This is a genomic window from Paenibacillus sp. JJ-223, from assembly GCF_927798175.1.
GTDB classification, from domain to species: Bacteria; Bacillota; Bacilli; order Paenibacillales; family Paenibacillaceae; genus Paenibacillus; species Paenibacillus hubeiensis.
On record NZ_CAKMMP010000004.1, the window covers coordinates 200,820 to 214,204 of the forward strand.

At 56.7% G+C, this 13,385-nt stretch carries 5 protein-coding genes; all 5 read right to left on the minus strand.

Annotation, left to right across the window (positions count from 1 at the left end; genetic code table 11):
* Nucleotides 1-94: 94 nt before the first annotated feature.
* The gene (locus L6H98_RS09450; protein WP_236414624.1) at nt 95-2,911 is read right to left on the minus strand and encodes an alpha-mannosidase; all 2,817 of its coding nucleotides are present in this window, start codon (nt 2,909-2,911) and stop codon (nt 95-97) included.
* Nucleotides 2,908-6,135 carry an alpha-amylase family protein gene (locus tag L6H98_RS09455; RefSeq protein ID WP_236414625.1) on the minus strand — a complete coding sequence of 1,076 codons (3,228 nt, stop codon included), beginning with the start codon at nt 6,133-6,135 and terminating at the stop codon, nt 2,908-2,910. The genes L6H98_RS09450 and L6H98_RS09455 overlap by 4 nt, the downstream gene beginning before the upstream one ends.
* The gene (locus L6H98_RS09460) at nt 6,132-7,451 is read right to left on the minus strand and encodes a glycoside hydrolase family 125 protein (protein WP_236414627.1); all 1,320 of its coding nucleotides are present in this window, start codon (nt 7,449-7,451) and stop codon (nt 6,132-6,134) included. The genes L6H98_RS09455 and L6H98_RS09460 overlap by 4 nt, the downstream gene beginning before the upstream one ends.
* A 246-nt stretch (nt 7,452-7,697) precedes the next feature.
* Entirely contained in the window at nt 7,698-11,006 is a 3,309-nt protein-coding gene (locus L6H98_RS09465; RefSeq protein WP_236414629.1) for an alpha-mannosidase, read from the minus strand.
* A 4-nt stretch (nt 11,007-11,010) separates the two neighbouring features.
* Nucleotides 11,011-13,347: a glycoside hydrolase family 3 N-terminal domain-containing protein gene (locus L6H98_RS09470; RefSeq protein ID WP_236414631.1), complete on the minus strand. Its 2,337-nt coding sequence runs from the start codon at nt 13,345-13,347 to the stop codon at nt 11,011-11,013.
* Nucleotides 13,348-13,385: the final 38 nt, after the last annotated feature.

Here is a 13,385-nt window from a genome sequence, read left to right on the forward strand (position 1 = left end):
GAAGAGGAAGAGGCGAGCCGCCAGGATTCGGCGGCCCGCCATGATGTTTAATGCGCATGGTTTCGGGAAACCATAACCATGCTTCCTTCGTTTTTTATCGCCGGATCCCGATCGTTATGATTTCGCAAGGCCCCGCTGACACCAGCCAGCTTTCTCTTAACATGGACGTGCCTTCCTTCTTCTCCGGTGCGTGCGCTCCGATTGGAGCCACTGACTCGCCCGGGATCTCCAATATGTTGCTTTTGTACAGTGCTGCTCGGGGTTGGGCATCCGCCTTAGGGAGCGTCACCTTCAATGCCGTGCCTTCACCCGTCATGTTGTACCATCGCAGCATCAGGTCACCCGTCTCTTCGTTCACTTTCAATGAAGAAAAAGCAACCCCTTCTCCATGCCAATCAAACGGAGCGTGGCAAGATGCAAGCGTGCCCGGATGAACCCCGGTTTGTGCCGCCGTCCACGGAATCTGGAATTGGTATGCCGTTCTGTACGCACCGTTTGTCGCTCCATTCCCGTCATGAGGGATCAAGCATAAATGAAATTCATGCTCTCCTTGGCACTGCGCCTCCGGTGTCGGAAAGTATCCCCAGTCGCCGAGCTCGCCTACGGCACGCAGCAACGTCACGGCAATCGTATTGCGTTCATCCCGCAGCACTTCATACTCGTTCAACCCAAGGTTCGCAACGGTAAGTCCGGCCTGTTCTCCACCAACATCGACAAAACATTGCTGATGCTGGGTATTGCTCGGGTTTTGCCATTCGGAAGCCGGTATGTTGTCACGCGTTGCGATTTCGAAAATCGAATCGACGCGGTGCACGTCAGCCTCAAGATCGGTCGGGAAAAGCACGCGAACCCGATGATCGCGAGCATGATTGTCCAACTTGACCGCCATTTCAACGCCTTCGCCATTCCGTTCAAGCGATACGCGGGTACGGATCGTAAGAACTGTGGTCTTGTTGGAGCGATTGGCTTTCCGATTAGGGTAATAGACCAATTCTCGCTGTTCCTCATCCAATTTGGCATCGGCAGATTCCGGTATGCTCCATTGATGAACGATCTCATAAGCGGCCCGATAAGGGGTGTCTTCCACGACATGAATATCTGCACGCAGATCCCGAGTCGTCAGCGGAGCTTCTCCATCCGGCTGGCGGAACATGTACTCGTTGCCGATATCCCCGGTATTTTCGAAAATGCCCTGATCGTTATAGACTTGGCCGGTGCGTTTATCCTGAATCGAAAATGAACCGTTGTCCGCAATGCGTACGATGAATTTGTCGTTTTCCATCCCACGGTCATGGCGCAGCAAGCTGGATTCGCCGTTCAGGCTTCGGTCTGCCGTCGCCCTGCCACGCTCATCTCGTTCTGCACGGTCGGCTTTCACCAAAGCATACGTTTTCCATCCCAAGGCGGGAACCTGCCCGGCTTCGAACGTCAATTTGACGCGCCGGCTGCTGTACGGCTGGCGGAACCGGTCATCGGGCAGGTCATACCCGAATTGCAGCCCCATATCCTCCAGCGTGCAGTCTACTTGGCCTCCCTGATCATCTACCAATAGATATCGGGACAGATCAATGGATTTCATGCGGGACGCATTTTCTTCCAGACCAAGCCCATCCCTGAAATAAAGCCGGGCTGCGTCCATTTCCATCTGCACGACACCGCTGCGCACCCACCCCGACGTGTTGAACACGACCAGTGGACGAGCATCGTTTCCGTATTCGCCGAACCGGCGGGTGTCTACGGCTTCCGCAATAGCCCTTGAGCTGTCTTCAATCAGCGCTTCCGCCGCATGGCGACTCTTGTCAAAACGCGTGACCATCTCGCGATGCACTTCGTCCACGCTGCAGCCGCAAATGCTGTCGTGCGGATGGTTCTGCATCAGCATTTTCCAGGCATAGTCCAACTGATCATGCGGGTAAGCATGGCCCAGCGTGTAAGCAATGGATGCCAGCGGCTCGGCTACCTTTTCCAACAATGCCTGCCCCTTTTGGTTCATTTGCTTCAAATACACGCGTGCGGAAGCGGTATTTACGAGCGTTCCCCAGCCGTCGGTGCGCTGGCTGCGCAGCTCGCCTTTGACGACGGACAGCTCGCGGGTCGAGGATGCCTTCAGCGCATCCAAATAATCCTCCAGGCTGGAATGCACGAATTCAACGTCAGGGTGCAGCTTGCGGGCTACACGCAGCGCTTCGGGCAAATCCAGCTGGATCGGTTGATGGTCACAGCCGTTCATGTATAACAGCTCGTCGGTGGACGCATACTTCACCGCATCGGCAAGCTTGGTATGCCAATACGAGCGGGCCGATGCTTCGTCTGCCGGAATCTCGTTGCCGTTGGAATACCAGTTGGCAAACAGGATGCCGAGCACCTGCGAGCCGTCCGGACCCTCCCACGTCAACTCCGAATAGCTGGACTCATACCCTTCGTCGGACACGGTATTGTTGAAGCCCGTCGGTTTGACGCCTCGCCCGAAAAAAACGTTGTCGATGCCGGATTGCCGCATCAGCTGCGGCGTCTGGCCGACCAGTCCGAACGTGTCGGGGAAATACCCGATTTTGGCCGGCATCCCGTAACGTCTCGCATCACGGTGCCCGGTCTGCATATTGCGCACATGGGCTTCGCCGCTCGTCAAAAAGGCATCCTGCAAAATATACCATGGTCCGATGATGATCCGGCCGCTGCGGATATGGTGCTCCAGCCGCTCTCTCTGCCCTGGGCGTACCTGCAAATAATCCTCGATGATGATCGTCTGCCCGTCCAAATAAAAGCTGCGGAACTCCGGCTCTTCGTCCAGCCGATCCAACAGGGAATCCATCAGGCGCACGAGGCGCATGTGATGTTTTTCGTAAGGCAAATACCATTCGCGGTCCCAGTGCGTGTGGGAAATGATGTGGGCTCTTTTGGATGTAGTCATGTGGTCTGTCTCACCTCGGCATCAAGTTGTGTAATTTCGACTTCTTCAGGACGGTAAACCGCCTGTAACTGACCGGATGCATCCGCGGCAAACAGGACGCTGCGATTGCTCTCCAGCACGAAGGAATACGTGGCTCCCGTGCGGGCATCCCGCACGCAAACTTCGGCATCCCGGCCATACTCGGAAACAAACACATACAGGCTTCCTTCCGCAAATGTCAGCTTACGGCCATACACCCCGGCAAGTTCGCCTCCGGTCAGCCATTCCATATCGGAAACGATCCCCGCCGTATGCATGGCATACCGATACATGGCCGCGAGCGCTTCTTCCCGTTCGTTCAGCTCCAGCGGCAGCGGGCACCAGATCAGCTTTCCTTGACCCAACGTCACCTTTGTAATGGAGTCTAGCTTTGCTTTGCTTCCATCCGTTTGATTATGACCGTTCCCGTTCACGAGGACCTCTTTGCACACTTCGGCAATACGGCGGCGACCATAGGCAAGCGCATAAGAGGTTCCGTCGATATCCAGCATTTCTTCGCGCTGCACGTTACGCTGCTCACGTTCGCCGACGAGGAGGTCTGCACGATCCGTCTTCTTCCAGTAGGCATCCAAGCCGAGCGGCCCGGTAAACAGCAGCGTGGCCCCTGCCTTCTCCGTGAACGATAGCAATCGTTCCAAAGCACCGCTGTCCATATTGTGCGGACTCGGCACGATGATCAGCTTCGGCGGTTGTTCTTCCAAATGCGCCAGATGGTACTCGGACATGGCCCTGAACGGTTGTTTCAGCTGATAGGCCAACACTCTCGTAAGCTTGGTCGTGGCATCATAGGCAAGCGCGCGATTGGAAAAATCGTTGGAATAAGGGAATACCACCGCGATATCCTCCAGCTCACGTTCCCGGAAAAGATCGCGAATGCCGCCCATGAAACGGCCGAAATCATAGGATACGTCCGCCTCCGGCTTCTCTGTGCCATCCGCCCTGAGCGCACCGATATGGGATTCGTTGGCATTGTCCATGTAAAAATTCGTGTTCCAGATCCATTGCACGGCCCCCGCGCCGCCTGTGGAAAAAGCATACGCGTATTTCCGTTCCAGGATGCTGCGCAGTTCCTCCTCCGTGCGTTTGGCCCGGCCGTCCGGCGTTTCGACGTACATTATGCCCGTTTCCTGGATCAGGTTCGGTTTATGCGGCGTTTTCGCAAAAATGCCATCCCATACGAGATCGTCGTTGAGCCACCAGGAATGCACGGTCGTATAGTCCACTTCGCTTTCATAGAAAAACGGAGAGGGCCGCTGTGCGCCCAGCGCTTCATCTTGTCCCATCGTCACGAGGTGATCGGGCACCAGATCCTTGATCGTTTGCACGAGTTCCCGCGCCCAACGGTTGTGCATCTCCATCGAGAACAGGCAATAATCCAGCCAGCGGGTTCCCTTTTTGGCCTGATGCATGTCCTGCACGTCGAAATTGATCTCTTCGGCTTCGGGGATGCGAGCGGCTTCAAAGTTCGGCAGCTGCGCCGGAGACATGTTCCACGCTTCCTGCAACACCTCGATCGTGTCATGACGTTCACGCAGCCATTGCACAAACGCCTGCTGTTCGTGCAGATCCCTAGATGAGCGTGGCCCGCTGGAGAAAATGCGCGCCGGATCGAACATCGAAGGTTCGTTGATCAGGTCCCAATCTACATGCGTCGCATGGGTATAACGACTGACGATGCTGCGAATGAAGCGTTTCTGGGCTTCAACGCTTTGCGGATCCAGATACGGATTCGTCCCTTCCCATGTCTCTGGCGTAAATGAAAAGAAGGTAAACGTCACGCGCAACCGGTGGCGCTTCGCCGTGAGCAGGAAGGCGTCGATCGATCGCAGCACCTCTTCCGACATGTGGCCGTCCACCTGCATCATGTTGCGGTAAGCGGTCCAAATGCCGGTGCGAATCCAGTTGATGCCCGCTTTGGCCATCTGGGCCATGTCCCGGTCCCATACCTCGGCGTTGGGCAGGAACAGGAACTTTCGGGCCACGTCGGATGCCATGTACGTCATGCCCACTACGGGAAGCGGGCGACCGCCCTGCAGGAAGTAATCCCGGCCGCGAGTCAGCAGCTCCCCTGCTGCGAGCAATTCAGCATCCTGTCCCCAGAAGCCTTGGCGAAGCATGCGTGTTTCGCCATCCGGTCCCGAAGCCTGGCACACGATCCGATAAAGCCCGTTTTGAATCTCAAACGGGAGAGGAATTCGCGCAAAACGCTGTTCCCCCGTCAATGCCAGCTCCAACTGGTGATGCCATACTTGTTCAGCCTGACCATTTTCAGGGTCTGCCCGCTCTACTGCAAGTTTAAATATCCATGTTTCCGCCGTATCCATGCCAACGCTGCCGCGGGCTCTATGCTGCAAAATTTGTCCTTGCAGCGTCAGGATCGCCCGTTCTCCGGGTTCATACGAAGCATAGTTCGGCTTCAGCGAAAGCTCGGTCACACCTTTGGCGCAAAACTTCGCCCACCTTACGATCTCTTCCACTCCGTCCTGCTGCCAGAATAAATCGGTTAAGGGTGCATGAACGAATAGCCAGCGCGAGCCGGCAAACGTACCGCGGGAATTTTCCCACAAGACGACAGGGGCTGACACGCTGCGGCCATCCGTGCTGATTCCTTTGAGCAGGGGATAAATCTGGGTGCTCATCGGACCGGCGGAACCCATCTGGTGGGGCAAATCGCTTGATTTTGTCGTATGCGGAACCAGATTCCACGTCGGCGCAACAGGAAACAATCCTTGTCGTCCCTCCAGCAATGGCATGCTCGTGGACGGCTGCAAGCTAGCCACATTGTCCCCCGATACGCGCAGCGTTTCATGGATATAAAGCTCCTGATGATATGCCGTCTGTTCCGGCTCCGCCACCCATGCATCATGCTCGCGCCGAACCGGCCGCTTGAATGGTGCGCCGCCGACGCTGACCAGGCTTCCTCCTTGATGAAGGAAATCGCAGATCGCCTTCCAGGCTGACTTCGGAAAATAAGGCGCATGCAGATTCACCAAACAACCTTGCCCATTCATCGATTCCAAGGCAGCTGCTAATTCATCCGCACGGACGACCAAAATGCCCTCCGTTTCCGGCCAGTTCTTTTGCTCTTCCGGCGCAGGCAGAGCGATCTCGGCCGGAAAGCCGGGATCGCACAACATGACGATCGGTGAGGCGGATTTACGTTTTTGCGCATCGTTCAGGCTCATAACAACCCATCCTTCATCGCTTTATAGACCAGCTGGGAGAACAAGCTGTTGGACCAGGCAAACCATTTCCGCGTAAACACCGTCGGATCATCGGCATGGAAGCCTTCATGCATATATCCCGTATCCGCATCCGTCGCTTCCAGCAATCGAATCATCTCCAGCTTCTCTTCGGCCGAGGTGGCCGTCAGTCCTTGCATGGACAATCCCATATGCCAAATATAATCCGGCGGCGTATGCGGGCTGCCGAGGCCCTTCGCCACTTTGCCTTCATAATAGAACGGATTTTCTTTACTGAGGGCAAAGCGCCGCGTATTCTGGTACACCGGATCATCCGCAGTTACGTAGCCGAGGTACGGAATGGACAGCAGGCCAGGCGTGCCGGCGTCGTCCATCAGGCAATAATTGCCGAACCCGTCGGTTTCGTAGGCATAGATCGGGCCGAATTCGGGATGGCGGTAAATGCCGTACAGCTCGATGCCATGGCGCACTTCCTGCTCCAGCTGTTTCAGCTCTTTCAGCAAAGCCATGTCACGGAACACCCACTCGGCGAATTCCTGCATCTGGCGCAGCGCTACGACGGCGAACATGTTGCCTGGAATGTTGTAGTGGAAATCGCAAGCGTCATCGCTGGAACGGAAACCGGACCAGATCATGCCCGTGTAATTGACCGGCATGCCTTGCCCGTTGTTGCGGATAGAGTCCGTCGGAATGCCATTATCCCTCGTGAAGCGATATGGAGACTGCTCCATATGCCGCTGCTCCGTTTTGAACAGGTCCACGATTACACGCACGGCTGCTTTGAAGCTGGCATCGAAAATGTCGGTCAGCTCCGTTTCTTTCCAATACAAATAGGCGAGCCGAATCACGAAACATAACGAGTCGATCTCGAACTTGCGCTCCCACACCCAGGGGGACATTTCCGTTTCATCCGTCGTGTTCCAATGCCAGTCATTGGCCGATTCGTTGAACGCGTTGGCATACGGGTCGATCTGCACGTACCGGATGTGGCGTTTGATCAGACCGCCGATGATTCGCTGCAGCTCCGGATCTTCCTTTGCAAACGGCACGTAATGGACCACCTGTTCCACCGAATCGCGCAGCCAGCAGGCAGGAATATCACCCGTGATGACAAAGGTCGTGCCATCGTTCATCAGTTTAGTCGTCGTTTCCAGCGTATTCGGGAAGCAGTTTTTGAACAGCTGGAGCAGCTTCGGTCTGTGAGCCAGCTTGTCGTCCGCCTCGGCGAGTACCGCTTGAACCGATTGCGGCAAGGCAACCGGAGGCATCGGTATTTTGGGTAATCTGAATTGTTCCATGGTCGCTTCTCCTTTAATCTTTTTCCGTTATTTAAGCCGGACTAATGAATCGCACCAGGACACTTCGAGTGCAGTACCATCTTCCGATCACCGTTATCCCCGAATTTTTTGAACCCCCTTGTCAAGGGGAAAATCCGGTGATAAGACTACGCTTCCGATGGAGCTTTCTTTCAGAAAGCTTTTAGGACCGCTCCGCTTCTCCAGATTGGTTCTACCTCTCCGTTGATGTGCTTATCTCAGTTCCTCTTATATATCGCGCAAAAGTACGGTTTTGATTTCGTACGGTGCGAAATGCAGTTCAATCTGCCGGTCGTTGGCTTCAAGCGGCTCTCCAACCTCTTCCAACGCATTGGAGAGATAAGCCTGCCCGAAGGCATGAGGCCATCTCAGGACGATCCGCTCGCGCGAGCCCGCCGATTCATAAAACCGGAGCACCGTGCCGTTGCCATCCTCAGCCGTTTTGACCGTATCCAGAATGACGTGTTTGCTGTCCAGCCGAATCCAAGCATCCCTGTCAGATGATGGACTTAACGCTGTATTTACCGCGCCATCCTTGTCTTCTCCTTCGATCCGCATTACGGCTGCTTCACTGTTTAGTTCGGATGCCCGGCGCACCGTATGCGCGCTTCGCCAATCCCCTTCATGTGGATACAACGCATACGTAAAGTGATGCTCGCCCAGGTCTGCCGTTCGGTCGGGCCATCTTGGCGCGCGCAGCAATGAAAGCCGGATGGTGCTTCCCTGCACGTCGTATCCGTATTTGCAATCATTCAGCAAACTGACGCCGTACCCGTACTCGGACACGTCCACAAAACGGTGCCCGCATACCTCATACTGGGCTTGTTCCCAGCTCGTATTGCGATGCGTCGGCCGCTCCAGCGCGCCGAACGGGATTTCGTACGTCGCCTTGGACGTCACCACGTCGATGGGAAAGCCCACTTTGAGCAGCTTGTGCTCTTCCTTCCAGTTCACCTGTGTTTTGAAATCGATGCGGCGGTCATGATGGTAGAACACGATGTCCTGCGTAATGAACGAATCATGCAGCCGCCAGCGGAAACGCAGCACGTCCTTCGTCCGGCCAGCGAGTACCCACTTTTGCTCCAGCAGCTCGGCTTCGCCAGCAACTTGATGTTCATAACGGCTGTCGATATCCCAAGCATCCCAGAGCGTCGGACGGTCATGGAAAAAATAAAACCGATTGCCTCCCTCCCCGGGCTTGAGGACGTTGCGCTTCGCCGTTTTGTCCCATAAGCGGATGATTTCGCCATTGGCATTGAAGCGTACCTGATAGAACGGGGTTTCCCAGGTATCCACGAATTCGCTGCATCCTGGGCTCGGGTCAATCACTTGCTGTGAATTGTCTTCTCTCGGTTCAGCATGTGTTTCCATCGACGCGGCCAACTCCGCCATAGGTTGTTGCCGGGAATCACTTTCCGCCAACGCATCTTGATTCATGCCGTTAACCGTTCCAGCATCCCGCTGGCCATCTGTGCCGTAATGGGCTTGCACATCGCAGGCCGTTAGCCAGATGACGCGATATCCGAAGGCCGGAATATCCTCGACGCGTACAGAAATGCCATCTTCTCCAACATCCATAGGCAATTCCTGTCCGGCACCGTCTGTGACGACATAGACTTTTGTTTTTGCCTGTACATCTATATCGTGGCTGTCCGTTCCCGGCAGCTTCACCACCGGGCTGCGTTTCCAGCCGAAGCCGTTGAACACCGCGTATGGCACGCCGTCCCCCGGCCTGTTCACATCCATGCCTGCGGCCAGCCAATGCAGTCCTTGTGCAAGCCCCTGTTCTCCCAGCTCCATAACGCGCACATACTCCTGCTCGGAAGTCACGTAAGACTCGGTAATGGCCGAACCTGGGATGATGTCGTGGAATTGGTTAAGCAGGATCAACTTCCAGCCATCATGCAAACTCGAACGGAGCGAGGCATCGCTTTGCTCATCCAATTCCGGCCGAGCCAATACATGCCACAGCTCCGCTTCCCGGTACAGATTCTCAGCCCGGCGATTGTGCCGCTTGTTGCGGGCGTGCGTGGTGTATGTGCCCCTGTGCAGCTCCAGATACAGGTCGCCATGCCACGCCGGAAGCTCCGGCCCCCGCTGTTCGATCCCTGCGAAAAAAGTAGCTGCCGTGCTGTAACGCTGGCTCGGCTGGCCGACCATCAGCTCGGTGCGCTGCACGTACTCCAGCATTTCCCGGGTTACGCCGCCCCCGCCGTCTCCATGCCCGTACAGCAGCATCTGCTCGGGATGTTCGGCTTTTTGGCGGTACGACTGCCAATGGTCGTGAATGTCCTTGGGCAGCGTGTGCTCATTGACGCCATGATTGAGGTAGGACAAAATAGCCGTGCCGTCAATCCCTACCCAATGGAACAGATCATGCGGAAACACATTGGTATCGTTCCAGCCCAGCTTGGTCGTCATGAAGTAATCCACGCCGCCATGCTTCAGGATTTGAGGCAATGAAGCGCAATACCCGAACGTATCCGGCAGCCATTCGATCCGCGACGTCTTGCCGAATTCCTCCTGATAGAAACGCTGGCCGTACAGCATTTGGCGCATCAGCGATTCGCCGCTCGGAATGTTCAGGTCAGGCTCCACCCACATGCCGCCAACGAGCTCCCAGCGCCCTTCGGCAATCCGGGCTTTGACCCGTTCGTACAATTCGGGATCGTTCTCCTTCAGGAAGGCATACAGCAAAGGCTGGCTTTGCGTATACATATAATCGGGATATTCGTTCATCAGAGCATCGACGGTGGAAAAGGTGCGGCTGGTCTTGCGCACCGTTTCCCGCACGGGCCATAACCAGGCAATGTCGATATGGGATTGGCCGATCATATGCTCCAGCCCCTCCGCATTGCCGCCGATGCCGCGCACGTTCGTACGCAATTGCTGCTCAATCGCTCGGATGCCTTCACCCTGCTCGATCTCCTGTTTCGTCATGCCCACGAATGCATCCATGCCCTGGTGCAATGCTTCCAGCAAACGCACCCGGCGCAGCTCAGCTTCCGGCATTAGCGCCGCCGAATCACGCACGATGGTGACCGTGTACATCAAACTGCGCACCGCCTCGTTCGGTCGGACCAGCAAACTTGTCACGGACGTAATCGGCGGTTGGATCACCGCTTGATGGTTGAGCGGATCGACGGGCTCCGGCACAGGATCGAACAGTTCGATTTCCAGCTCGGGACGATCCCCGATCCGGGAGGCATCCAGCGTCACGTAGGTATGATTGCGATCCAATCCTTGATAAGAGCGCCCATTAACCCTTAACAGCCCTTCTCCTCCAGACTCGAATACAAGCCCGAAGGGAGCATCCCTCCAAGATTCCGGAATTTCCAGTCGTGTCCGAAAAAAATACGTCGTGCCCTGCACGCTGGGGAAAACATCCAAGCCTTCGCCCTCGGTATACGCCGTCTCTTCCTCGTATTGTCCCGGCAAAACATAATTGGCGCGGCGGATCTCCCAGCTGCGCAATTCCCGCTGTTCCAGCCATTGATGCCGGGACAGCTCGGCGATCCATCGTTTGATACGTTCCATTTTCCTATCCCTCCCTTACGTGCAGTTCCGCATATTGCGTATCGTTCACGTTTCTGCCGATATGGACGCGAAACAGCCCTGGCTCGACAACACGCTGCAGATGCCGCCCGATGTATTGCAGCTGCTCCGCCCCGACGCAAAAGCTAACCGTCTTCGTTTCGCCGGGCTCCAGCATGACCTTTGCGAATCCCTTCAGCTCCTTCGCCGGACGGGTCATCTCGCTGGTGACGTCGGTGACGTACATCTGCACCACCTCGGCACCGCTTCGCGGCCCCACGTTGGTTACCTCTACCGATACCGTAACCGTTTCGTGCAACGTAATGGATGCGGCATCGAGCTTTGGCACGCCATACTCGAAGGTGGTATAGCTAAGCCCGTATCCGAAAGGATACCGCGGCTCCAGGTCTTCCTCCAGATACCGTTTGCCGCGCGAACGTTTGCCGTTGTAATAGACCGGCAGCTGGCCGACATGCTTCGGAATGGAGATCGTCAGCCTGCCGGACGGATTCACGTCGCCGAACAGCACGTCGGCGATGGCATGGCCGCCTTCCTGACCGGGATACCAGGCCTCCACGATAGCATCGGCGTGTTCATCCACCCATGGCTCCGCGATGGGACGGCCGTTGATATACACCACGATCAGGTTTTTGCCCAGTTTGCCGATCTCCTGCATTAACTGCAGCTGCACGCCGGCCAGTCCCAACGTCATGCGGTCGATGCCTTCCCCGCAGTCCATGTCGTTCCACGAATCGCCTGATACGACAGAAGCTCCTGTTCGAAGGTCGATCGTGCCCTCGCCGAAGTCGCGCGCGCTGGAGCCGCCCATCACCATGATGACCGTATCTGCGGCTTCCGCCGTGGCGATCGCATGCTCGAAGCCTTCCGCAGCCTCGCCTTTGATGCGGCAGCCTGGCGCATACAGGACCCCGTCGTCCTGTTTCGCCAGCTCATCTTTCAGCGCCTCGTGCGAGGCGGCCACTTTGGCGCGAATGCCGTCCAGTACGGTGACGACTCGCGATCTTGGCTGGGGCGATGTATAGTCCCCAAGCTGGTTGTATGGCTGATCGGCGTTCGGCCCGATCACTGCGATGCGTCCTGCCGAAGCCGTGGACAACGGCAGCGTCTTATGCTCGTTTTTGAGCAAAACGATGCCCTCTGCTGCCAGCTGGCGAGCCAGCCGCACATGTTCTTCGCTGCCGATCACGTCAGCGGCCCGGTCCGCATCCGCATAAGGATGTTCGAACAGGCCCAGCCTGAATTTCAGCGTCAGCACCCGGCTTACGGCCTGGTCCAGCTCATGAGGCTCGAGCTTGCCTTCCTGGACGGCCTGCATCAGATATTGCCCGAACATCGTGCCGGACATCTCCATGTCGATCCCGGCCCGCAAAGCCTGCACCGCTGCATCCATGCCGTCCGCCGCCACGTCATGACCGCTGGCAAGCATGTCGATGGCGCCGCAGTCCGTAATGACCAGACCGTCGAACCCCCATTGCTCGCGAAGAACGCCATCCAACAGTTCCCGGTTTACCGTGCAAGGCGTACCATCAATTTCGTTGTAAGCCGGCATCACCGATTGCGCGCCAGCCTGCACCGCTTTCCGGAACGGGTACAAATCAACCTCCAGCAGCTCGCGCCACCCCATATGCACCGGTCCGGCATTGCGCCCGCCTTCCGAGCTGCCATAACCCACGAAATGCTTAAGCGTGGCTGCGAGTGCATCTTCCGCGTCGAGCCGTTCGCCTTGCAGCCCCTCCACGGAAGCGACCGCCATTTCACCGATCAGGAACGGATCTTCGCCAAAACATTCCTCCGTGCGTCCCCAGCGCGGGTCGCGAACCACGTCCAGCACCGGGGAATACGTTACGGCTCCCCCCTGTGCCCGTGTCTCCCTCGCAACGGCACGGCACATCTTCCGGTAAAGATCGACGTTCCATGTGCTGCCGAGCAGCAGCGGGACCGGAAATACGGTACCGCCAATCGCCATGTGGCCGTGCGAGCATTCTTCCCCGATGAGCAGCGGAATGCCGAGCCGGGAATGCTCCACGGCGTATTTCTGGATCAGGTTGATCGCTTCGGCTCCTTCCCGTGCGGACAATCCGGTGTCTAAGGTCACTCCTGTCCACGGGTCGGCGCGCAGGGTGCCGTACAGCGAGCCGACGCCTCCGCTTGCGATCTGATCCTTGAATGCTTCGGTCAGCGTGATCCGCCCTGCCTCATGGCTGTACACTTGCCAGCCGAAAGGCTGGACAAGCTGGCCTACCTTTTCTTCCGTCGTCATCAGGCTCAGCAGGTGGTTCACCCGCTCTTCAACCGGTTTGCTGGGATCCTTGTAGATCATCATTGTGTGAACCGCTCCTTCCATCGATTATCCCGATTAGC